Raw genomic sequence first — 23,092 nt, forward strand, 5'->3', positions numbered from 1 at the left:
AAAAAGGCCCGCATTGCGCGGGCCTTTTTGTTCATCAGGGCAGGGCGCGGATTAACCGGCGACCAACACCCGAATCGCCTCCAGCCGCAGCGCCGCCTTGTCGAGCATGGCCAGGCCTTGCTCGCGCTGTTGGCGCAGGGCAACCAGTTCGCTGTCGCGCACGGTCGGGTTGACGGCTTGCAGGGCGGTCAGGCGCGCCAGTTCTTCGTCGGTGTCCGCTGCCAGGCGGCGTTGCGCCTCGGCCACACGTTCGGCGTGGCGCGGGGCGATTTTCTCTTCGCCGGCGTTGATCCGAGGCGTCAGTTGGTCGCGCTGGGCCTGTACGAACTTGTTGGCGCTGGCCCGGGGCACGCTTTCCAGCTGGTCGTTCAGAGTGGTGAAGGACACCCGGCCCGACAGGTCATTGCCATTGGCATCCAGCAGGCAGCGCAGTGCTGCCGGCGGCAGGTAGCGACCCAGTTGCAGCGAACGCGGCGCCACTACTTCGCTGACGTAGAGCAGCTCCAGCAACACGGTGCCCGGCTTGAGCGCCTTGTTCTTGATCAGCGCCACGGCGGTGTTGCCCATGGAGCCGGACAGCACCAGATCCATGCCGCCCTGGACCATCGGGTGCTCCCAGGTAATGAACTGCATGTCTTCGCGCGACAGCGCCTGGTTGCGGTCGTAGGTGATGGTCACGCCTTCGTCGTCGCCGAGGGGGAAGCTGGCGTCGAGCATTTTTTCGCTGGGCTTGAGGATCAGCGCGTTTTCCGAATGGTCTTCGCTGTCGATGCCAAACGCATCGAACAGAGTTTCCATATAGATCGGCAGGGTGAACTGGTCGTCTTGCTCCAGGATATCCTCGACCAGTGCGTCACCTTCGCCAGCGCCACCGGAGTTGAGCTCCAGCAAACGGTCGCGGCCAGTGTGCAGCTCGGCTTCCAGGCGCTCGCGTTCGGCGCGGGCTTCGTCGATCAGCGCTTGCCATTCGCCGTCGTCGGCATTTTCCAGCAGCGGCAGCAGGCGCGGGCCGAACTGGTGCTGCAAGGCGTTGCCGGTCGGGCAGGTATTGAGGAAGGCGTTCAGGGCTTCGTGGTACCACTGGAACAGCCGCTCTTGCGGGCTGGTTTCCAGGTACGGCACGTGCAGTTCGATCACATGCTTCTGGCCGATCCGGTCCAGACGCCCGATGCGTTGCTCCAGCAAGTCCGGGTGCGATGGCAGGTCGAACAGCACCAGGTGGTGGGCGAACTGGAAGTTGCGGCCTTCACTGCCGATTTCCGAACAGATCAGCACCTGGGCGCCGAACTCTTCATCGGCGAAGTAGGCAGCGGCGCGGTCCCGCTCGAGGATGTTCATGCCCTCGTGGAACACCGTGGCCGGGATGCCGGAACGCACGCGCAGGGCGTCTTCCAGGTCCATGGCGGTTTCGGCGTGGGCGCAGATCACCAGGACCTTGGTGCGCTTGAGCATCTTCAACTGGTCGATCAACCACTCGACGCGCGGATCGAAGCGCCACCAGCGGTTTTCTTCTTCGATATCGGGCTGCGACTGGAAGCTGACTTCCGGGTACAGCTCGGCATGCTCGCCCAACGGCAGTTCCAGGTACTCGTCCGGGCACGGCAACGGGTAGGCGTGCAGCTTGCGCTCAGGGAAGCCTTGCACCGCGGCGCGGGTGTTACGGAACAGCACGCGGCCGGTGCCGTGACGATCCAGCAGCTCACGCACCAGGCGCGCACTGGCTTCGGTGTCGCCATCGTTGACGGCAGCCAGCAGCGCTTCGCCTTCGTTGCCGAGGAAGCCCTGGATAGTCTTGTGCGCGGCCGGCGAGAGGCGGCCCTTGTCCATCAATTCCTGGACCGCTTCGGCCACCGGGCGATAGTTCTCGCTCTCGGCGCGGAAGGCTTTGACGTCGTGGAAACGGTTCGGGTCCAGCAGGCGCAGACGGGCGAAGTGGCTGTCCTGGCCCAGTTGTTCCGGGGTTGCGGTCAGCAGCAGCACGCCGGGAATGGTCTCGGCCAGTTGCTCGACCAGTTGGTATTCAGCGCTGGCTTTTTCTTCGTGCCAGACCAGGTGGTGCGCTTCGTCGACCACCATCAAGTCCCAGCCGGCGGCGAACAGCGCGTCCTGGGCTTTTTCGTCGTCCACCAGCCATTCCAGGGCCACCAGCGCAAGCTGGGTGTCTTCGAACGGGTTGCTGGCATCGCTTTCGATAAAACGTTCTTCGTCGAACAGCGCGACCTGCAGGTTGAAACGCCGGCGCATCTCTACCAGCCATTGGTGCTGCAGGTTTTCCGGGACCAGGATCAGCACGCGATTGGCGCGCCCGGACAGCAGTTGGCGATGGATCACCAGGCCGGCTTCGATGGTCTTGCCCAGGCCCACTTCGTCGGCCAGCAGCACCCGTGGCGCGATACGGTCAGCGACTTCGCGGGCAATGTGCAATTGGTGTGCAATCGGCTGCGCACGTACGCCGCCCAGGCCCCAGAGCGCGGACTGCAATTGGCGGCTGGTGTGTTCCAGGGTGTGGTAGCGCAGGGAGAACCAGGCCAGCGGGTCGATCTGGCCGGCGAACAGACGGTCGCTGGCGAGGCGGAACTGGATGAAATTCGACAGTTGGGTTTCCGGCAGGGTGACCTGCTCGTTCTGCCCATTGAGGCCGTGGTAGACCAGCAGGCCGTCGACATCGTCGACCTCGCGCACGGTCATTTTCCAGCCTTCGAAGTGGGTGATGGTGTCACCCGGCGAAAACCTCACGCGAGTGAGGGGCGCATTCCGTAGCGCATACTGGCGGGTGTCGCCAGTGGCCGGATAGAGCACGGTCAACAAGCGGCCGTCCTGTGCGAGAACGGTGCCTAACCCCAGCTCTGCTTCGCTGTCACTAATCCAGCGTTGCCCCGGTTGATACTGCTGCGCCATGCTGCCTGACTCCCGCCGTGAAAAAGCCGACTATTCTAACGGAACAAGGCCCCCAGCCAAAGGACTCTGACAAAAACTACTCCGCTTGCAGGGATCAAAGAGGGCGATTCGACGGGTGGCAGGGCACGGGTAACTGACGACTGGGTCACAAGTTGGCGGCCCCAGGCTCAAGTCGCCAGTGCACCAGCCGACAGCCTGCTGACAGGAGACTAATAATTATGCTGCCACCGATCTTGCCCTTGAGTGTTGTGCCGGTCACGTCACAACTCGACCCCGTGCGCCCAAAGCCCGATATCCCGCCGGTGGTGCCTGCGCAGCCGAGCTCCAACGAAAGCACCATCGACCTCAAGCACCGCGACGCCGAGCAATCGACCCTGATGCTGCGCGAGGAACAACGACGCCAGCAGGAACAGCAGAAACGCCGGCGCGAGGCCGACGAAGATCCCGAGCAGCACCTGGCCATCCCGGGTGATGAGCTCAACGCCGACAATACGGTACCGGTCGCGCCGCTGATCGAGGACGCACCCCGCCAGGGGTTGTGGGTGGACGTCGAGGTTTGACCCCCGGGCGGGCCAGGCCGCATTATTGAGGCACTCCAGCCACCACGTAAGCCATGCCATGAGTGACGACAAGCTGATCGACCTGAATGCCGAGCGGGCCAAACGGGTCCATGACCTCAATGACAAGCGCCTTAATGACGTGCGCCAGGCGTTCGAGCAGGCCATGCCGTTGGGCAAGGCGAAGAAAAAGTCGAAAAACAAAGGCAAAAAGCGCTGAAATGCCCTGAATCTGTTGATTCAGGTCAGTTATTTCCCTTCTTTACGCCCCGTTGCGGGCGACATTGATCCCCGTCAATTTCTCCCCCCGACTTCTTGGTTAACTTAGCCCCATCGCAACAGGGCAAGAGCAGGAGGCCGGTCATGTTTTTCGATAATGTGGTTTTTGCCGGGGTGCTGACTGTCGGCCTCATGGTGCTGTTTTTTGTAGGGTTTGGATTTTTTATCTGGAAAGACGCTAACAAGCGTAAAAAACCATAGGTTTTTCCGGGTTACATGAGCACGCAAGGCATTTTGGGCGACTTCGGTCGCCCTTTTTTTTGCCCGGTATTTAGCTCCCTGTCCCACAGAAGCACAAAAAAAGGCGCGACCCTCGCAGGTCACGCCTTTTTTAATTGCGTTGTCGGTTAACTGCCCAACGCCTTGGACGCCAGCCAGAACAACCCGGCCGACAGGCTCACCGTGGCCGGCAGAGTCAGGATCCAGGCCATCAGGATGGTCTTCACGGTGCCGCCTTGCAGGCCGCTCTTGTTCGCGACCATTGTCCCGGCCACACCCGAAGACAGCACGTGGGTGGTGGACACCGGCAGGGCGAAGATATTGGCAAAACCAATCATGGTGGCGGTGGTGATTTGCGCCGACATGCCCTGGGCATAGGTCATGCCCTGCTTGCCGATTTTCTCGCCGATGGTCAGTACCACGCGCTTCCAGCCCACCATGGTGCCCAGGCCAAGGGCCAGGGCCACGGCAAGGATCACCCAGAACGGGGCGTATTCGGTGGTGGCAGTCAGGTCTTTACGCAGTTTTTCCAGGTCCGACTTCTCGCGGGAATCAAGGCCTGGCAGCTTGCCGACTTTCTTCGCGGTATCGTCCAGGCACAGCAGGTAGCGACGGACTTCAATGCGCTGCTCGGAGGTCAAGGAGTGGTAGTCGGATACACCCTTCAATGTGCCAAGGAGGGCGTTGATGGTCGGTTCGGTCTGTTGCGGGTTGCAACGGAACTTGCCGGGCAGGTCGTCTCTGACACTTTTGCCCAGGGCAAGGAATTCGCCGAGGGTTTCGTGGTTGCGCTGGTAGAACTGGTTGAGGTGCAGGGTGGCGTCGCGGGTTCGCTCGATCTGGTAAGTGGTGCTGCCCAGATCGAGTACGAACTGCGCGGGCACGATACCAATCAGCACCAGCATGATCAGGCCGATACCTTTCTGACCGTCGTTGGAACCATGCACGAAACTCACGGCCATCGCGGAAATCACCAGTACCAGGCGGTTCCAGAACGGCGGGTGTTTCTTGTCGTCGAGCTTGCGGCGCTGGTCCGGAGTCTTGTGCATCTTGGACAGCGGACGCCACCATTTAAGGCCAATCAACACCAGGGCTGCGACCAGGAAGCCGGCCATGGGCGAGAACACCAGCGAGGCACCGATATCAATGGCTTTCTGCCAGTTGACCCCGTCTGCCAGCGGAATGTCGTTGATCAGGGCATTGGCCAGGCCAACACCGAGGATCGAACCGATCAGGGTGTGGGAACTGGATGCCGGGATCCCGAAGTACCAGGTGCCGAGATTCCAGGTGATGGCCGCGGCTAATAATGAAAACACCATGGCCAGGCCATGGCCGGTGTTGACATTGATCAGCAACTCCACCGGCAGCAGATGCACGATGGCATAGGCAACGCCTACCCCGCCGAGCAACACGCCAAGGAAGTTGAACACCCCGGAAAAGAATACGGCCAGGTGCGGCGGCATCGCTTTGGTATAGATGACTGTGGCCACCGCGTTAGCGGTGTCATGAAAGCCATTGATGAACTCGAAGGCGAGGACAAAGGCGAGGGCGAGCAATAGGCTCACAAGAACCCAGGCATCCAGTCCGCTGAATAAATCGATCATGAAGGTTTTATGACCCGGTCGTAAGGGGGCGCGATTATGCCAGAAAACCTCAGTAATCTATGCACTAGCTGCTCGCCGGTAACATTCTTCAACGAATTAGTTTGGCAGCGGGGTGCGGCTACCAGATATTTCGGGGGTTTGGCAACTCATTGATTTGTAAAGAATACAGGGGGCAGAGCGGGGTGCGACACTTTGGGTGAAGTGTCTGAAACGCTTGTATGAAATTTCGCAAGGTCGCCGAAACTGACGATTGGAGGGCATGCCCAAGGCGCCCCTGCCAGGAGGTGCTGGCAGGGCAATGACTTGCCAGGAAGGCTCAGTCCGACAGGCTTATGGCTCTTCGGTCTTGAGGTCCTTTTCGATCTTTTGGATTTCCTGGGCAAACGCCTGGTCGAGCAGGCTGGCTCGTTTGCGCCATGGTTTGCGCTCCGGCTCTGGTTGGGCGGCGTAGGTGGTGACTTCCCCGCCGTAAACATCCTTGTAACGTTGTTCCTGGCGCTCAAGTTCCGCGCGCAGTTCGTCTTTCGTCACATTGTTACCTAATTGAGTTGAGTTTGATTCCGGTGAAGCGCGATATCAGTAAAGGGCAACGATCTACCACTTCTGTATTACACGCGGCCACGGCACCGGGGAAGAACAACTGTCGTAGCAACAGTTTTGATTTTCAGGGCTGGGTACTTGCGACCAAGGCCTGGACAAGGCAAAGGCCAGGTTCGGCGGGATCGAAGATCACGCGTCAGGCCAGCTCTACATTGTCACAGGGTGCATTATAGCGGCGCATTTGGATAAGACTATCGCCAACAAGTTAAAAATCGTCAACTTTGCCTTTTGAAACATCAGACCAATAGTGTCGAGAACTTGGCGCCACACTTGCTTAATTACCTGCATGTGACAGTTGAAATTAAGCTTGGCATTAATTGTTCAGTGCAGCGGCATCCCCGGCGCAACCTGGCTGTAAATTGCGATTATCGAATCACCGTCCGATAATCGCCCAATGTTGGCGCCCTTGCCTTGTACATCCGTGGCCTGCCGGCTTGTAATGGCGGTCGAAAATAAGAGAAAGGACCTGAAATGAACGATCAATTGCGCAACTCCTTTGCCTCAGTGGCGCCGCCGATCGTTGCGTCTCCGGCCAAGCGCATCCAGGCGTTTACCGGCGATCCGGATTTCATGACCTCCCTGGCCCGCGGATTGGCGGTGGTCCAGGCATTCCAAGAGCGCAAGCGCCACTTGACCATCGCGCAGATCAGCCACCGCACGGAAATCCCCCGCGCTGCCGTCAGACGTTGCCTGCACACCTTGATCAAGCTCGGCTACGCCACCACGGACGGGCGCACCTATTCCCTATTGCCCAAGGTCTTGACCCTGGGGCATGCCTATCTGTCTTCCACGCCCCTGGCGGTTTCGGCCCAGCCTTACCTGGACCGCATGAGCGAGCAACTGCACGAAGCCTGCAACATGGCGACCCTGGAAGGTGACGACATCCTTTACATCGCCCGTTCCGCCACGACCCAGCGCCTGATCTCGGTGGATCTGTCGGTCGGTGGCCGGCTGCCGGCCTATTGCACCTCCATGGGCCGGATACTGCTGGCCGCCCTGGATGATGCGTCGTTGCAGGACTACCTCGACCATGCCGACCTGCAAACCAAGACCAGCCGCACCTTGACCACCCCCGAAGCCTTGCTTGAATGCCTGCAGCAAGTGCGCCAGCAAGGCTGGTGCATTGTCGACCAGGAACTGGAGCAGGGCCTGCGTTCCATTGCCGTGCCGGTGTATGACGCGTCTGGCCAGGTGCTGGCCGCGCTGAACGTCAGCACCCACGCCGGGCGGGTCAGCCGTAGCGAACTAGAGCAGCGCTTCCTGCCGAGCATGCTCTCTGCTAGCCAGGAGCTGAGCGCCCAGCTGTTTGCTTAAGCTGTTCGGTGACCGCACAGATCCCGGTTTGACGAATTGACGGTGTTTGCCCTGGCTTATTAATGTCGCGGCAGCGTGATTGACCGCGACGGCGCCTACCGCCGCAGTTCTGGTTTCGCCCCAATAATAATGACGACTCACCGTCGTCCGCCCGCCATCGGTGTGGAAATAAAAATAATGAATCAGCCTTCGCCTTCTGTTGGTACGTGTCTGGACGTGCAGTCCTTTATCAATGCGCAACCGCTGTCCCGCTATCAATGGCGGGTGGTGATCCTGTGTTTCCTGATTGTCTTTCTCGACGGCCTGGACACCGCGGCCATGGGCTTTATTGCGCCGGCGCTGTCCCAGGATTGGGGCATCGACCGTGCCAGCCTCGGCCCGGTGATGAGCGCCGCGTTGATCGGCATGGTGTTTGGTGCCCTGGGCTCCGGGCCCTTGGCCGACCGTTTCGGGCGCAAGGTGGTGCTGGTGGGCGCGGTGCTGGTGTTCGGCGCGTTCAGCCTGGCTTCGGCCTACAGCAGCAACGTTGATCAACTGCTGGTGTTGCGGTTCCTGACCGGCCTGGGCCTTGGCGCCGGTATGCCGAATGCGACGACCCTGCTGTCCGAATACACCCCGGAGCGTCACAAATCGTTGCTGGTGACCAGCATGTTCTGCGGCTTCAACCTGGGCATGGCCGGTGGCGGGTTTATCTCGGCCAAGCTGATCCCGATGTTCGGCTGGCACAGCCTGCTGCTGCTCGGCGGCATCCTGCCGTTGATCCTGGTAGGCGTACTGGTGCTGTGGTTGCCGGAATCGGCGCGCTACCTGGTGGTGCGCAATCGCGGCACGGACAAGGTGCGCAAGGCCCTGGCACCCATCGACCCGGTCACCGTCGCCCAGGCCGCCAGCTTCAGTGTCCCGGAACAAAAAACCGTCAAGGCGCGCAATGTGTTCGCGGTGATCTTCTCCGGCACCTACAGCGCCGGCACCCTGTTGCTGTGGCTGACTTACTTCATGGGCCTGGTGATTGTGTACCTGTTGACCAGTTGGTTGCCGACCCTGATGCGCGACAGCGGCGCCAGCATGGAACAGGCAGCGTTCATCGGAGCGCTGTTCCAGTTTGGTGGCGTGCTCAGCGCCGTGGGCGTGGGTTGGGCCATGGATCGGTTCAATCCGCACAAGGTCATCGGTACTTTCTACTTACTGGCGGGGGTGTTTGCCTACGCGGTGGGCCAGAGCCTGGGCAACATCACTCTCCTGGCGACCCTGGTGTTGATCGCCGGGATGTGTGTCAACGGCGCGCAATCGGCCATGCCTTCGCTGGCTGCGCGGTTTTACCCGACCCAGGGGCGGGCGACCGGGGTGTCCTGGATGCTGGGGATTGGGCGTTTTGGCGCGATCCTCGGCGCGTGGATGGGCGCCACGTTGTTGGGGTTGGGTTGGAATTTCGAGCAGGTACTGACGGCGTTGGTGATTCCCGCTGCATTGGCCACCACGGCGGTGCTGATCAAGGGCTTCGTCAGCCACGCCGACGCCACCTGATGTAGGAGCCGGCTTGCCGGCGATGAGGCCTTGGAGCCTTGCAGTGATTTCAGGATCGCCATCGCCGGCAAGCCGGCTCCTACAGGGGATTTGAGGTGATTGATAGCCAGGCAACAATCTGTTCGATTATCGAACGGTTAGTCGATTATCGGATTGTTTGGCCCCTGACCCCGGCTTACTCTTCAAGCACTTCGGCGCTGCCTCCAGCGCCTTTTTCGACCTACATCGGGAGCCCAACCCCATGGCTGAAATCCTTTCGCTGGCTGATGCGGTAAAGCAGTTCGTCAATGATGGCGACACCGTCGCGCTCGAAGGCTTTACCCACCTGATCCCTACAGCGGCAGGTCATGAAATCATTCGTCAGGGCAAGAAAGACCTGACGCTGGTACGCATGACGCCCGACCTGATCTACGACCAACTGATCGGGGCCGGCTGTGCGCGCAAGTTGATTTTCTCCTGGGGCGGCAACCCTGGCGTAGGGTCCCTGCACCGCCTGCGGGACGCGGTCGAGAAGCAATGGCCGCAACCGTTGGAGATCGAAGAGCACAGCCATGCGGACCTGGCCAACGCCTATGTGGCCGGCGCATCCGGCCTGCCGTTCGCTGTGCTGCGGGCGTATGCCGGTTCCGACTTGCCCAAGGTCAACCCGCTGATCAGGACCGTGACCTGTCCCTTCACTGGCGAAGTGCTGGCGGCGGTGCCGTCGGTGCGCCCGGACATCACCGTGATCCATGCGCAAAAGGCCGACCGCAAGGGCAACGTGCTGTTGTGGGGGATCCTCGGGGTGCAGAAAGAGGCGGCATTGGCGGCCAAGCGTTGCATTGTCACCGTCGAAGAAATCGTCGATGACCTCAACGCCCCGATGAACGCCTGCGTGCTGCCGACCTGGGCCCTGACCGCAGTGTGCCATGTCCCAGGTGGCGCGCATCCGTCCTACGCCCACGGTTACACCGAGCGTGACAATCGCTTCTATCAAGCCTGGGACCCAATCGCTCGGGACCGTGGGACGTTTACCGCCTGGATCGATGAATACATCCATGGCACCGCTGACTTCAGTCAATTCCAGGCCAAGCTGGCGGCCGCGCAGGAGGCCAAGTAATGACTTACTCGACCAATGAAATGATGACCGTCGCCGCCGCGCGCCGCCTGAAAAACGGCTCGGTATGCTTCGTCGGTATCGGCCTGCCGTCCAAGGCCGCCAACCTGGCACGCCTGACGTCTTCGCCGGATGTGGTGTTGATCTATGAGTCCGGTCCGATTGGCGCCAAGCCCTCGGTATTGCCGCTGTCCATTGGTGATGGCGAATTGGCGGAAACTGCTGACACGGTAGTCCCCACCGGTGAGATTTTTCGCTACTGGCTGCAAGGCGGGCGCATCGACGTCGGGTTTCTCGGTGCGGCCCAGGTCGACCGCTTCGGCAATATCAACACCACCGTGGTCGGTGACTATCACCAGCCCAAGGTGCGCCTGCCGGGTGCCGGTGGCGCGCCGGAAATCGCCGGTTCTGCCAAGAGCGTGCTGATCATCCTCAAGCAGTCGTCCCGTTCGTTTGTCGACAAACTGGACTTCATCACCTCGGTCGGTCATGGCGAAGGCGGCGATTCGCGCAAGCGCCTCGGCCTGCCGGGCGCAGGCCCCGTAGGAATCATTACCGACCTGTGCATCATGGAGCCGGAGGAGGGCACCCACGAATTCGTGGTCACCGCCCTGCATCCCGGCGTTACTCGCGAGCAAGTGGTCGCGGCCACTGGTTGGGCGATCCGCTTTGCCGACCAGCTCAGCATCAGCGCCGAACCCACCGACATCGAACTGAACGCCTTGCGCGACCTAGAAGCCCGTACGGCCGCCGCCCATGGCCAAACCCCAGGAGAAGCCTGATGCGCGACGTGTTTATCTGTGATGCCATCCGCACCCCCATCGGCCGCTTTGGCGGTGGCCTGTCCACGGTGCGCGCCGACGACCTGGCGGCCTTGCCGATCAAGGCACTGATGGCGCGTAACCCGTCGGTAGACTGGACCGCGGTCGACGAAGTGTTCCTCGGCTGCGCCAACCAGGCCGGCGAAGACAACCGCAACGTGGCGCGCATGGCCGCGCTGCTGGCCGGCCTGCCGCCGAGCATCCCTGGTGTCACGCTCAACCGTTTGTGCGCCTCGGGCATGGACGCCATCGGCACCGCCTTTCGCGCCATCGCCAGTGGCGAAATGGAGTTGGCGATTGCCGGTGGCGTCGAATCGATGTCCCGGGCGCCGTTCGTAATGGGCAAGGCGGATGCGGCGTTCTCGCGCAACATGAAGCTGGAAGACACCACCATCGGCTGGCGCTTTATCAACCCATTGATGAAGGCGCAGTACGGCGTGGATGCCATGCCGCAGACCGCTGACAACGTGGCGGATGACTACAGCGTCTCGCGCGCCGACCAGGACGCCTTTGCCTTGCGCAGCCAGCAGCGCACTGCCGCGGCCCAGGCCGCTGGCTTTTTTGCCGAAGAAATCGTACCGGTGCGGGTCGCCCATAAAAAAGGCGAGACCCTGGTGGAGCACGACGAACACCCGCGTGCCGACACCACCCTTGAAGCCCTGACCAAGCTCAAACCGGTCAACGGCCCGGACAAGACCGTCACTGCCGGCAACGCTTCCGGGGTCAACGACGGTGCGGCCGCCTTGATTTTGGCCAGTGCTGAAGCGGTGAAAAAACACGGCCTGACCGCCCGCGCCCGGGTGTTGGGCATGGCCAGTGCCGGGGTCGAACCCCGGGTGATGGGCATCGGCCCGGTGCCTGCGGTGCGCAAATTGGTGGAGCGCCTGGGCCTGGCGGTCAGCGACTTTGATGTGATCGAACTCAACGAAGCCTTCGCCAGCCAGGGCTTGGCGGTGCTGCGTGAACTGGGCCTGGCGGACGATGCGCCGCAGGTCAACCCGAACGGTGGCGCCATTGCCTTGGGCCACCCGTTGGGCATGAGCGGTGCGCGCCTGGTGTTGACCGCACTGCATCAACTGGAAAAAACCGGCGGCAGCAAAGGCCTGGCGACCATGTGTGTCGGCGTCGGCCAAGGCCTGGCGCTGGCGATCGAACGCGTTTGAGACCTACAAGAATAAAGAGGATTGCTCCATGAGTGACAAGCCCGGATACCGGCGCCCGCAAGCGGGTACTCAGCCTGATTACCTGCACCCGGCATACCAGTCGACGAACCTGCGTTCGCCGTCCAAGCCGCTGGTGTTTTTGCCCCATTCGCTGTCGGAAATCACTGGCCCGACTATCGGCGCCGAGCGCATTGCCGAGCACGACAACGACCTGACTGCCCAGCACGATGGCGAGCCGCAAGGCGAGCGCATCATCATTCACGGTCGGGTCCTGGATGAAAACGGCCTGCCTGTGCCGGGCATCCTGGTGGAGATCTGGCAGGCCAACGCCGCCGGGCGCTACAATCACAAGCGCGACCAGCACGACGCGCCCCTGGACCCGAACTTCACCGGCACCGGTCGCACCGTCACCGATGCCGATGGCTGGTACCAGTTCCAGACCATCAAGCCCGGCGCCTATCCGTGGGGCAACCACCACAACGCCTGGCGCCCGGCGCATATCCACTTTTCGCTGTTCGGCCCCAGTGTGCTGACGCGCCTGGTGACCCAGATGTACTTTCCCGGCGACCCGCTGCTGGCCTACGACCCGATCTACAACTGCGTGCCGGACACCTCGGCCAAGGAACGCTTGATCGCCCGTTTCGACCTGGAAAAGACCGTGCCGCATTACGCCCTCGGCTACCGCTGGGACATCGTCCTGCGCGGCCGCGACGCCACGCCGATGGAGAAATGACATGACCCTCAACGCAACCACGTCCCACACCGTCGGACCGTATTACCACATCGGCCTGACCTGGCTGAACCGCGAAGACCTGGCGAATGCGGGCACCCTTGGCGAGCGCGTGGCCATCACCGGGCAAGTGCTCGATGGCAATGGCGAGGTGGTCAACGATGCGATGCTGGAAGTCTGGCAGGCCAACGCTGCCGGCAAATATGACCACCCCGAGGATGACCAGGACAAAGCCCTGGACCCTAACTTCGAAGGCTTTGGCCGGGTGCCGGTGGACGCGCAAGGGCGCTTTCGTTTCAGCACCATCAAGCCGGGCAGTGTGCCGGGCCTCAAGGGCACGACCCAGGCGCCGCATCTGGTGGTGCTGGTGTTTGCCCGTGGTTTGGTCAAGCACTTGCTGACGCGGATCTATTTCGACGGCGAGGCAGCCAATGGCGATGACCCGTTGCTGGCGTGTGTGCCGGCAGAGCGGCGCCGCACCTTGGTTGCCAAGGCGGATGCGTCGGGGGTGTATCAGTGGAATGTGATTCTTCAGGGCACCGATGAAGAAACGGTGTTTTTCGATTACTGAGTTGGCTGCAAGGGCGCCATCGCGGGCAAGCCCGCTCCCACAGTGGAATGCGTTCACCTGTGGGAGCTGGCTTGCCTGCGATAGGGCCGGCACAGGCAACTGCTATCCAAAGGTCTGCTTGCGGAACGAGGTTGTTGCAAAGTATGTCTAGACTCTAACCCGTTCCCCACGAGTGAAAACAACATGACAACCAATACCAGTCACTACACCGGAGAAGAGCGCAGCAAACGGATTTTTGCGATTGTCGGGGCCTCTTCCGGCAACCTCGTCGAATGGTTCGACTTCTACGTCTACGCCTTCTGCGCCATCTACTTCGCCCCGGCGTTTTTCCCCTCCGACGACCCCACGGTGCAACTGCTCAACACCGCTGGCGTGTTCGCCGCAGGCTTTTTGATGCGCCCCATCGGCGGCTGGCTGTTTGGCCGGGTCGCCGACAAGCATGGGCGCAAGAATTCGATGATGATCTCGGTGCTGATGATGTGTGCCGGCTCCCTGGTCATCGCCTTTCTGCCCACCTACAAGGACATCGGCGCCTGGGCCCCGGCCCTGCTGCTGATGGCGCGACTGTTCCAGGGCCTGTCGGTGGGCGGCGAGTACGGCACCACGGCAACCTACATGAGCGAAGTCGCGCTCAAGGGCCAGCGTGGCTTCTTTGCCTCGTTCCAGTACGTGACCCTGATCGGCGGGCAACTGCTGGCGGTGTCGGTGGTGGTGATCCTGCAACAACTGCTCACCGAAGACGAACTGCGGGCCTGGGGCTGGCGCATTCCGTTTGTGATCGGGGCCGTGGCGGCGGTGATATCGCTGCTGCTGCGCCGCTCCCTGAAAGAAACCACCAGCAAGGAAATGCGTGAAAACAAGGACGCCGGCAGCATTGCCGCGCTGTTTCGCGATCACAAGGCTGCGTTTATCACCGTGCTCGGCTACACCGCTGGCGGCTCGCTGATTTTCTACACCTTTACCACCTACATGCAGAAGTACCTGGTGAACACCGCCGGCATGCACGCCAAGACCGCCAGCTACATCATGACCGGCGCGCTGTTCCTCTACATGTGCATGCAGCCACTGTTCGGCATGCTCTCGGACAAGATCGGCCGCCGTAACTCGATGCTCTGGTTCGGCGCCCTCGGTACCCTGTGCACGGTGCCGATCCTGCTGACCCTGAAAACCGTGACCAGCCCGTTCCTGGCCTTTGTGCTGATTACCCTGGCGCTGGCGATTGTGAGTTTCTACACCTCCATCAGCGGCCTGGTAAAAGCGGAAATGTTCCCGCCACAAGTGCGCGCCCTCGGTGTGGGCCTGGCCTATGCGGTGGCCAACGCGATCTTCGGTGGTTCGGCGGAATACGTGGCCCTGGGCCTGAAATCCATCGGCCTGGAAAACACCTTTTACTGGTACGTGACCGGCATGATGGCCATCGCGTTCCTGTTCAGCCTGCGCCTGCCGAAACAGGCGGAGTACCTGCACCACGATCTGTAAGGGATGAGTTATGACACTGCGCACGAGCAACCAATTGTTCGACGCTTACTTCACCGCCGACAGCATGGCCGAGGTGTTCTGTGACCAGGGACGCTTGCAGGGCATGCTGGATTTCGAAGCCGGATTGGCCCGGGTGCAGGCCGGGGTCGGGTTGATTCCTCAGGCCGCCGTGGCGCCGATTGCCCAGGCGTGCCTGGCCTCGTTGTACGACGTGGACGCCCTCGGCGCGGCGATTGCCACGGCGGGCAATTCGGCGATCCCGCTGGTCAAGGCCCTGGGCAAGTTGATTGCCAGTGAAGACGCTGGCGCCGAGCGCTATGTGCATCTGGGCGCCACCAGCCAGGACGTGATGGACACTGGCCTGGTCCTGCAACTGCGGCGGGCGCTGGAGCTGCTCGATACGGACCTGGCCCGCCTGGGCACGGTGCTCGCGGCCCAGGCGCAGCGCTATGCCGATGTGCCATTGGCCGGGCGCACCTGGTTGCAGCACGCAACGCCGGTCACCCTGGGGATGAAAATCGCCGGTTGGCTGGGGGCGGTGACACGCAATCGCCAACGGCTGCTGGAGTTGAAGCCGCGCTTGCTGGTCCTGCAGTTTGGTGGCGCATCCGGCACCTTGGCTGCACTGGGCGAACACGCCATGCCGGTGGCGCAAGCCCTGGCGGCAGAGTTGCAACTGACGCTGCCCGAGCAACCCTGGCACACCCAGCGTGACCGTTTGGTGGAATTTGCCGCCGTGCTGGGCCTGATCGCCGGCAGCCTGGGCAAGCTCGGGCGGGATATCAGCCTGTTGATGCAGACCGAAGCGGGGGAAGTGTTCGAACCTTCGGCGCCGGGCAAGGGCGGCTCCTCGACCATGCCGCACAAGCGCAACCCGGTTGGCGCGGCGGTGCTGATCAGCGCTGCCACGCGCGTGCCGGGCCTGGTGGCGACGATGTTCAGCGCCATGCCCCAGGAGCACGAGCGCAGCCTGGGCCTGTGGCATGCCGAATGGGAAACCCTGCCCGAGATCTGCCGCCTGGTGTCCGGGGCGTTGCATCAGGCGCTGCTGCTGGGCGAAGGCCTGGAAGTCGATGCGCAGCGCATGGCGCGCAATCTCGACCTGACCCAGGGCCTGGTGCTGGCCGAAGCCGTAAGCATCGTCTTGGCCCAGCGTTTGGGCCGTGAAACCGCCCATCACTTGCTGCAACAGTGCTGTAAACGCGCGGTCGCCGAGCAGCGCCATTTGCGCGCAGTGTTGGCCGATGAGCCGCAAGTCACCGCCGAGCTGTCGGCGCTGGAATTGGATCGCCTGCTGGACCCGGCGCATTACCTGGGCCTGGCACAGACCTGGGTCAGCCGCGCCGTGGCCGAGCACTTTGCATTGTCTGCCTGAGGAGACTGCTGTGGGATTTGTACGACTCGCCGATGGCGAACTGAACTACCAACTGGAAGGCCCTGAAGGCGCACCGGTGCTGGTGCTGTCCAACTCATTGGGCACCGACCTGCAGATGTGGGATACCCAGATGCCGGCCTTCACCGAGCATTTTCGGGTGCTGCGCCTGGACACCCGTGGCCACGGCAAATCCCTGGTCACCGAGGGCCCCTACAGCATTGAACAACTGGGCCGTGACGTGCTGGCGTTGCTGGACGCCCTGGATATCCAGCGTGCGCATTTCTGTGGCCTGTCCATGGGCGGGTTGATTGGCCAGTGGCTGGGCATCAACGCCGGTGAGCGCTTGCTCAAACTGGTGCTGTGCAACACGGCGGCCAAGATCGGCACCCCTGAAATCTGGAACCCGCGGATCGACATGGTTCTGCGCGATGGCCAGGCGGCAATGGTGGGCTTGCGTGATGCATCGATTGCCCGCTGGTTCACTGCCGATTTTGCCCAGGCTCATCCCGACCAGGCCAAGCGCATCACCGACATGCTCGCGGCCACATCGCCCCAGGGCTATGCCGCCAACTGTGGCGCGGTGCGCGATGCGGATCTGCGCGAGCAACTGGCGTCCATCAAGGTGCCGACGTTGGTGATTGCCGGCACTGAAGATGCCGTCACACCCCCGGCGGGCGGGCACTTTATCCAGGCGCGTGTAGCGGGCGCCGAATACGCCGAGTTCTACGCGGCGCATCTATCCAACGTACAAGCCGGGGCTGCGTTCAGCGACCGGGTACTGACCTTCCTGCTGGATCGCTGAGGGCGTTTTTGTGGACGAGAAACAACGTTATGCCGAGGGGCTCGAGGTGCGGCGTGCAGTGCTGGGCGATGCCCATGTCGATCGCAGTCTCAATGCCCTGACCGAGTTCAACAGCGAGTTCCAGGAAATGATCACCCGTCATGCCTGGGGCGATATCTGGACCCGCCCGGGCTTGCCCAGGCACACCCGCAGCCTGATCACCATCGCCATGCTGATCGGCATGAACCGCAGCGAAGAGCTGAAATTGCACCTGCGCGCCGCCGCCAGCAATGGCGTGACCCGCGCCGAGATCAAGGAAGTGCTGATGCAAAGTGCGATCTACTGCGGGATCCCGGCGGCCAATGCGACGTTTCACCTGGCAGAGTCGGTGTGGGACGAGTTGGGGGTGGAGTCGCGGGACTGACGACAATTTGCCCGCCCTTATGCCAAGTCACTCTTCAGCCGCTGGAATGTAGGTGTTACGCCGTGGAAAACCGGTTTCTTCACGCAGCGCATTTTCGGTAAAGGTCTTGGGGTTGGTGGGAGTGGGGGGCGTCGTGGGGTCGTTGTCAAAATCAAAGGCGGGAGCAGTGGTCTGCAACCCAACAGCTTGGCGCTCCATATTGGACTCGCCATCGGTTTTGCCTGGGAGGAAGGTGCCGTGGGCGCCGTTATAGGCATGGGCCATTTCATGGTAGAGGATAACGACCGGCGGCTCTCGGAAGATAAAACCAGGGTTGCTGTTGATTGCTGCGCTAGTTGCTACCGAGCCTTTGGTATTACCTTGGATGTAACCTATCAAGGGTGACTCTGCGAGGTCGTCATATTCTTTTAGTTGTTTGTCATGCTCTCTCGTGAAGTTGTTGCCGTATGAATAACTAGTGTTGCCGGTGGTCTCTCGAATAGTAACGGGGGAACCATTGAGTTCGGCTGCCTGGTCTAGTTCAGAGAGCATATTTTGTGCGGTCGGCGAGTTTCTGAAAAATTCAAGATTGTCTTGGGTGTGTTGCTTGAACTTGTCTGAACCTTCGACTTTAAAGGCTTTGTGCCCCGCATCGCTTATGCGCACTTGTCTTAGGGTTGAGCCGGCAACCCTGGCAACCCGATCCCCCGCGTCAGCGTAGATCTGGTCGCTTGCATGGTTTGCCAGGACGATGTCCCGGCCTCGGCCGGTGTAGAAGGTGGTCGGCCTTGTGCTGTACATCACGTCTTCACCGGGGCCGCCATGCATCAGGTTAATCGGGCTGGCGCCGATCATGGTGTCGTTGCCCTTGCCACCATCCATGTAACTGAACGTTCCCTTGCTGCCGGGGCCGGAGAGCATCAGGTCATTGCCGTTGTTGCCATACATGACGGTCTTGCCTGTGCCGCCGCGCATTGTGTCATTGCCGCTATTGCCTTCGGCGTAGCTGTTGGCGCTGCCCAGAGTGATATCGTCATCGCCCGCACCGCCATAGACACGGGTTTCACCACTGCCAAGGGCTTCAATCCTGTCTCGCCCCCTGCCGCCCTCAATGACAATCGGCATAGTGACGCGAGGATCAACCCTGATGTGATCATCACCGCCTTTAGACTTGATGTGCAGTTCTTCAGGGTAATCTTCGTGGTTGTTGATTTTTAATAGGTAATGAATGCCATTGACTTCCAAGTGAATGTTGTCGCCTGAAGCGGGATTAACCTTTATGACGTCTGAATGATTACCTGTAACGACTTGCAGCGCGTTGCTTCTGTTTAGATATCCATCATCCGTGGATTTCTCCCATGTGACTTGATGGGTTATTTTTATAGTGTTGTCGCTAAATAGGGCGAATGCGTTTGTATAGACGGGATATTTTTCAACGTAGTTCTGATCGATTGTCAATGTTGAATGTGGCGTAAAGAGCGTATGTGATTTTTTCAATGGCGGGCTTTGAATCGTAATGGGGTTCGATACGGAGTTACCCGCCAGTGTTACCGGGTGCGTGCTTGGTGGCGGTAGATTTAACGGTTGTAAGCCAGTTGATATTGCCATTACGTACTCTCGCTTTAGTGTGTGCGTTGAGTACTAGTGGCTGAGCGGTGGCCAAGGATTCCCAAGGGAACCGATGCCGGTTTTTTCGGGACCCGTAGCAGGGTGGCGTTCAGTGAGCGTCGGCGTCCCACACCCAGTTCCACACTCCCGGCAAGTGCACCACCTCGTTGGTATCCTTCACCGTGCGCGCCAGGGCTGCGCGTTCCAGGCTCGCGCGGTCGGTGTAGAAGGGAGCGGCGGCAGTCTTCAGGCCATTGGCCTGGGCACTGTCCATCAGGATCTGCAGGTATTCCGGCAGGTGCCGGGCGGTGTAGCGGTTGATGTCGTGAAAGGTCACCACGACCGGAATCACCCCGTCCACGGTCGGCAGTTCGCCCAGCGCAATGCGTTCGCGCACCAGCGATAGTTGCCGCAGCAGGTTGGCCCGCCGCCTCGGGCTGGCATTGAAGCCCCAGATCTTGCCGTCATTGGCACTCAAGTCGGTCAGCAGGATTTGCATGCCGTGGTGCTGATAGGCGGCGAAGGTGCGCTTGTCATAGTTCCAGAAGGGCGGGCGCACCAGGCTGGGGGCGGTGCCAGTGATCGAGGCAATGCTTGCGGCGCCCAGGCTCAGGGTCTGTGCCAGGTCTTCGTCGTTCATCAGGCGATGGTTGCTATGCCAGCGGGTGGCGGTGTGGAAGGCCAGGATATGCCCGGCGGCGTGTTCGCGTTCCATGGTCTTGCGCCCGCGCGGGCTGCCGCCGGAACGCCAGGCCTGGGTCTGCAAAAAGAAAATTGCCTTGATCCCCGGCAGCACCGGGTTTTGAGCCAGGTCCTGGATTACCGAGCGGCTGGGATTGGCGTAGCCCGAGGCGCTGGGGCCATCATCGAACGTCAGCAGGAAACGGATCGGTGCCTGGCTTTGCAGGCGTTGTGCGGTCTGCGGGGTCAATGCCACGGGCGCGCCGATGCAGCCGCTGAGGCTGATCAATAGTGTGGCAAGCAAGAGGGCAATGAGTTTCATGGGGCTCTGGGGTCAATGATGCACATCCTTGTGATCGGGGTATGGAGGCCGGCAACATACAGCAAGCGCGTACCCCGTTCACTGTCAGTCTGCGTAGTGCTCACGCGGGCCATAGCCCATTTCCTCACGCAAGCCGTTCTCGGTGAACGGCTTGGGATTGGTTGAAGTAGGCGGCGTGAGTGGGTCGTTGTCAAAGTCGAACGGTGCGGCAGTAGTCGGCAGGCCAACGGCCTGGCGTTCTACATTGGGTGTATCCACTGGAGGGTTTGCGCCTACCTGCTCTTGGGTGTGGCCGCCGAAAGAGGTGCCCGTGCCGGCGTTCCAGGCATGGGCCGATTCATGTTGCAGGGTGACGATGGGTGCGGCAGGGACATTGGGGTCGGCGTAGATATCGAACGGATTGTACTGCAGGGTGCCGCTGTTGATTCGGCGACCTGCAGCCCCTTCTTTGATATGGCTTTGTTTTGTCTGTTCTGGCGACAGATGGTCGTCAAAATGACTGCTGGAACCTTCGATAATCGGCAACGGCGCGCCGTTTTGTCGAGCCACGGCGTCCATCCCCGCGAGCATTTGCTGGCCCACGGGCGAGCCGCGCAGCAATTCAAGGTCATCTTCGACCCGTTGCTTGAACGCCTGCGTGCCCTGGGCCTGGAACCCTTCTTTACCGGCGTTGCTTGGCGTCACCGGGGTGATCGTTGCATCAGACCCGCCCAAGAGCCGATCAGTGGGTTTTGCATAGATGCGGTTGTCCGGCCGGTTGGACCAGATCGTGTCGTGGCCTTTGCCGCTGTAGAAGGTCGTGCGGTCGTGCCCCACCAGCACATCGTCACCTTGGCCGCCGTTTATCACCGTATGCCCATCGCCAGCGTATAGCTGGTCGTTACCGCTGCCGCCATCCAGGTAGCTTTGCTTCTGGGCGGCCCCGGCACCTGCGTACAGCCGGTCATTGCCGTTATTGCCATACATGACGTTGGAGCCCGTGCCTCCCACTATCGTGTCATCACCTTCGTTGCCCTCGGCATACCCGTTGCCGCTGCCCAGGCGCAGGGTGTCGTTGCCCTTGCCGCCAAACAGCTGGGTGGGGCCGCCGCCCGCTTGCACGTCATCGTCGCCATCGCCGGCTTCGACCTTGACCGGGAGCATGACGCCGGGGTCGATTTTTATCTTGTCGTCACCGCCATGGCTTTTGATATGCAGGCTGGTGGGCGCACTGTCCTTGGGGTCTCTGACATTAAACAGGTAGGGCTTACCGTTGACCTCGACCTTGAGCCGGCCATCAGGGTGGTTGCTCAGATGAATAGTGTCGGCGCTGTTGCCGGTTTCAAATGTCAGGGCGTCGCTCACAATGATCGATTTTCCCGGCGCCAGAGGTACTTCGCTCAGGGACTGGCGGACTCTGAGGTTGCCGTCATCGACCAACGTCAGTTGCTTGTCCTGCGAGGAAAAATTCGGAAGCTCCGGTTGCGCCTGTGAAGGGGTTCGCGCAGAAGGAAACGGCTGGTGTTGGCCTTTGCCTGGCACGGCGGCGGGCTCGGCCTGCGGCGTGTGAGGGGGGAGGGCAGGCATGGCGTGATGTGGCGCGATCGTGTTCATGGTCAGTACCTTTCAGTTCAACGCAAACGCCCCTCCAGGGGGGGGAGGGGCGGTAGGTATGTCGTGCGATTGAATGAAAGTGTTCCGTCGCCGCCGTCGATCCTTTGTTACCGGGCGTAATAAAGTAGGCGCACCCGGTGCAGAAAAGTCGTCGGACGGCGCGGGCTTTTTGCCGTTCGCCCTGTCACTACAACAAGCTGATTGGATAGCTGACGATCAACCGGTTCTCATCAAACTCATTGTTGCTGTAGTCGCGGCGCATGCTGGAATTGCGCCAGCGCATTGTAAGATTTTTCAGGCTGCCGCTTTGCACGGTGTAGCCCACTTCGCTTTCCCGGCCCCATTCCTTGCCATCGTTGACAGTGGCGGTGTGCACGTTGCTGCCGCTGATGTAGCGGTTCATCAAGGTCAGGCCGGGCACGCCCAGGGCGGCGAAGTTGTAGTCATGGCGTACCTGCCAGGATTTTTCCTCGGCGTTGTCATAGCTGGCATTGAAGCTGTCGTTGGCCAGGGTGCCGCCGCTGGTGCCATTGACTCGCATCCACGCGCTGTTGCCGCTGAGTTTTTGCAGGCCGACGTAGAAGGTGTTGCCACCGTACTTGGCGGAGAACAGGCCGGACCAGGTCTTGTTGTCCAGGTTGCCGGCCCGGGCGCTGCCGTCGTCCTGGCCGTAGAAGAAGCCGAGGTTGGCCCCCAGGGTCCAGTCGCCCAGGGGCTGGGTGTGGGTCAGGTTGAGGTATTGCTGGCGGTAGATGTCCTTGAGCTGGGCATTCCACACGCCGACCTGGGTACGTTTGTCGTTGAACGCGTATTCGGCACCCTGGAAGTTGAAGCGATCGGAGGTGAACGCGGTTTTCCCGAACATCGACATGTCCGTCATACTGCTGTCGTCACGCGGGCTGTTGGCGCGGAACTGGCCGCCATACAGGGTCAGGCCGGCGATCTCTTTGGAGGTGATCTGCCCGCCGCGCAGGGTTTGCGGCAGGGAGCGGCCATCGTCCGAACGCAGGATCGGCAGTACCGGCATCCACTCGCCGACTTTCAACTCGGTCTGGGAAACCCGTGCCTTGAACGCCACCCCCAGGCGCCCGAAGTTATCGGCCGGCTTGCCATCGTGGTCCAGGGGCAGCAATTGGGTGCCGCCGGAGCCGCCGCCGCCGTCGAGCTTTTGCGAATACATGCCCAGCACATCCACCCCGAACCCCACGGTGCCCTGGGTGAAACCGGACTTGGCATCAAGGATGAAACTCTGCGTCCACTCCTGCGCGCCGCCCTGGGCCTTGGTCGGGTTGGTGAAATTGCGGTTGAAGAAGAAATTGCGCAGGTTGAGGTTGGCGCTGGCATCTTCCAGAAAGCCGTGTTCCTGGGCAACAACTGGGAGGGCAAGGCTGGCGACAGCGGTAGCCAGCAATAGCCGGCGAGGGTGCAAGGTGCTCATGGCATGGGACCTGTTGTTATTGGTGGTTTTCAGGTG

21 protein-coding genes are annotated in these 23,092 nt (G+C 61.2%); 14 read left to right on the forward strand and 7 right to left on the reverse strand.

Features of this window, described 5'->3' with window-relative positions:
- Positions 1-51: 51 nt before the first annotated feature.
- The gene (gene rapA / locus ACO77H_RS06130) at positions 52-2,898 is read right to left on the reverse strand and encodes an RNA polymerase-associated protein RapA (RefSeq protein ID WP_169955510.1); all 2,847 of its coding nucleotides are present in this window, start codon (positions 2,896-2,898) and stop codon (positions 52-54) included.
- 218 nt (positions 2,899-3,116) lie between these two features.
- Between rapA and ACO77H_RS06135 the strand changes: the two genes are divergently transcribed.
- The 3 genes from ACO77H_RS06135 (at position 3,117) to ccoM (ending at position 3,935) form a co-directional block, all read left to right on the forward strand.
- Positions 3,117-3,458, forward strand: a complete 342-nt coding sequence (locus ACO77H_RS06135) for a hypothetical protein (RefSeq protein WP_029297088.1) — start codon at positions 3,117-3,119, stop codon at positions 3,456-3,458.
- Positions 3,459-3,516: 58 nt separating this feature from the next.
- Positions 3,517-3,675, forward strand: a complete 159-nt coding sequence (locus tag ACO77H_RS06140) for a hypothetical protein (RefSeq protein WP_170058354.1) — start codon at positions 3,517-3,519, stop codon at positions 3,673-3,675.
- Between the two features lie 143 nt (positions 3,676-3,818).
- Entirely contained in the window at positions 3,819-3,935 is a 117-nt protein-coding gene (gene ccoM, locus ACO77H_RS06145) for a cytochrome c oxidase subunit CcoM (protein ID WP_029297086.1), read from the forward strand.
- 146 nt (positions 3,936-4,081) lie between these two features.
- Here the strand turns inward: ccoM and ACO77H_RS06150 are convergent, their stop codons facing one another.
- Both ACO77H_RS06150 and ACO77H_RS06155 read right to left on the reverse strand, forming a co-directional pair.
- On the reverse strand, positions 4,082-5,557 hold the full coding sequence (locus ACO77H_RS06150) for an inorganic phosphate transporter (protein WP_115127556.1): 1,476 nt from the start codon (positions 5,555-5,557) through the stop codon (positions 4,082-4,084).
- Positions 5,558-5,887: 330 nt separating this feature from the next.
- Positions 5,888-6,088, reverse strand: coding sequence for a hypothetical protein (locus tag ACO77H_RS06155; RefSeq protein ID WP_169955512.1), 201 nt, complete (start codon positions 6,086-6,088; stop codon positions 5,888-5,890).
- A 540-nt stretch (positions 6,089-6,628) separates the two neighbouring features.
- Here ACO77H_RS06155 and pcaR point away from each other — a divergent pair.
- From pcaR to pcaC, 11 genes are all read left to right on the forward strand, one after another.
- Entirely contained in the window at positions 6,629-7,471 is an 843-nt protein-coding gene (pcaR, locus tag ACO77H_RS06160; RefSeq protein WP_029297080.1) for a pca regulon transcriptional regulator PcaR, read from the forward strand.
- A 177-nt stretch (positions 7,472-7,648) separates the two neighbouring features.
- A complete protein-coding gene (locus ACO77H_RS06165) occupies positions 7,649-8,995 on the forward strand; it encodes an MFS transporter (protein WP_170042899.1) in 1,347 nt (448 codons plus the stop codon).
- A gap of 241 nt (positions 8,996-9,236) precedes the next feature.
- Positions 9,237-10,094 (forward strand): CoA transferase subunit A, encoded by an 858-nt coding sequence (locus ACO77H_RS06170; RefSeq protein WP_432755158.1) that lies wholly within the window; start codon positions 9,237-9,239, stop codon positions 10,092-10,094.
- Entirely contained in the window at positions 10,094-10,873 is a 780-nt protein-coding gene (locus ACO77H_RS06175; protein ID WP_169955515.1) for a CoA-transferase subunit beta, read from the forward strand. Before ACO77H_RS06170 ends, ACO77H_RS06175 begins: the two co-directional genes overlap by 1 nt.
- A complete protein-coding gene (gene pcaF, locus ACO77H_RS06180) occupies positions 10,870-12,075 on the forward strand; it encodes a 3-oxoadipyl-CoA thiolase (protein ID WP_170043064.1) in 1,206 nt (401 codons plus the stop codon). Before ACO77H_RS06175 ends, pcaF begins: the two co-directional genes overlap by 4 nt.
- A gap of 28 nt (positions 12,076-12,103) precedes the next feature.
- The gene (gene pcaH / locus ACO77H_RS06185; protein ID WP_169955516.1) at positions 12,104-12,808 is read left to right on the forward strand and encodes a protocatechuate 3,4-dioxygenase subunit beta; all 705 of its coding nucleotides are present in this window, start codon (positions 12,104-12,106) and stop codon (positions 12,806-12,808) included.
- Position 12,809: 1 nt separating this feature from the next.
- The gene (gene pcaG / locus ACO77H_RS06190; protein ID WP_169955517.1) at positions 12,810-13,376 is read left to right on the forward strand and encodes a protocatechuate 3,4-dioxygenase subunit alpha; all 567 of its coding nucleotides are present in this window, start codon (positions 12,810-12,812) and stop codon (positions 13,374-13,376) included.
- Between the two features lie 183 nt (positions 13,377-13,559).
- Positions 13,560-14,855, forward strand: a complete 1,296-nt coding sequence (locus tag ACO77H_RS06195; RefSeq protein ID WP_169955518.1) for an MFS family transporter — start codon at positions 13,560-13,562, stop codon at positions 14,853-14,855.
- Positions 14,856-14,865: 10 nt separating this feature from the next.
- Positions 14,866-16,230 carry a 3-carboxy-cis,cis-muconate cycloisomerase gene (locus ACO77H_RS06200; RefSeq protein ID WP_432755159.1) on the forward strand — a complete coding sequence of 455 codons (1,365 nt, stop codon included), beginning with the start codon at positions 14,866-14,868 and terminating at the stop codon, positions 16,228-16,230.
- A 10-nt stretch (positions 16,231-16,240) separates the two neighbouring features.
- Positions 16,241-17,032 carry a 3-oxoadipate enol-lactonase gene (gene pcaD, locus ACO77H_RS06205; RefSeq protein WP_169955520.1) on the forward strand — a complete coding sequence of 264 codons (792 nt, stop codon included), beginning with the start codon at positions 16,241-16,243 and terminating at the stop codon, positions 17,030-17,032.
- A 10-nt stretch (positions 17,033-17,042) separates the two neighbouring features.
- A complete protein-coding gene (gene pcaC / locus ACO77H_RS06210; RefSeq protein ID WP_169955521.1) occupies positions 17,043-17,435 on the forward strand; it encodes a 4-carboxymuconolactone decarboxylase in 393 nt (130 codons plus the stop codon).
- Positions 17,436-17,462: 27 nt separating this feature from the next.
- Here pcaC and ACO77H_RS06215 read toward each other — a convergent pair whose 3' ends face one another.
- The 4 genes from ACO77H_RS06215 to ACO77H_RS06230 all read right to left on the reverse strand — a co-directional run bounded on the left by ACO77H_RS06215 (position 17,463) and on the right by ACO77H_RS06230 (position 23,056).
- On the reverse strand, positions 17,463-19,022 hold the full coding sequence (locus ACO77H_RS06215; RefSeq protein ID WP_432755160.1) for a M91 family zinc metallopeptidase: 1,560 nt from the start codon (positions 19,020-19,022) through the stop codon (positions 17,463-17,465).
- 109 nt (positions 19,023-19,131) lie between these two features.
- Complete coding sequence (locus ACO77H_RS06220) at positions 19,132-20,025, reverse strand: polysaccharide deacetylase family protein (RefSeq protein ID WP_432755161.1); 894 nt, start codon at positions 20,023-20,025, stop codon at positions 19,132-19,134.
- 84 nt (positions 20,026-20,109) lie between these two features.
- Positions 20,110-21,618, reverse strand: a complete 1,509-nt coding sequence (locus tag ACO77H_RS06225; RefSeq protein ID WP_432755162.1) for a M91 family zinc metallopeptidase — start codon at positions 21,616-21,618, stop codon at positions 20,110-20,112.
- A gap of 187 nt (positions 21,619-21,805) precedes the next feature.
- Positions 21,806-23,056: an OprD family porin gene (locus ACO77H_RS06230; RefSeq protein ID WP_432755163.1), complete on the reverse strand. Its 1,251-nt coding sequence runs from the start codon at positions 23,054-23,056 to the stop codon at positions 21,806-21,808.
- Between the last annotated feature and the right edge of the window lie 36 nt (positions 23,057-23,092).

Source organism: Pseudomonas sp. WMBT8, from assembly GCF_050916005.1.
Lineage (GTDB): Bacteria > Pseudomonadota > Gammaproteobacteria > Pseudomonadales > Pseudomonadaceae > Aquipseudomonas.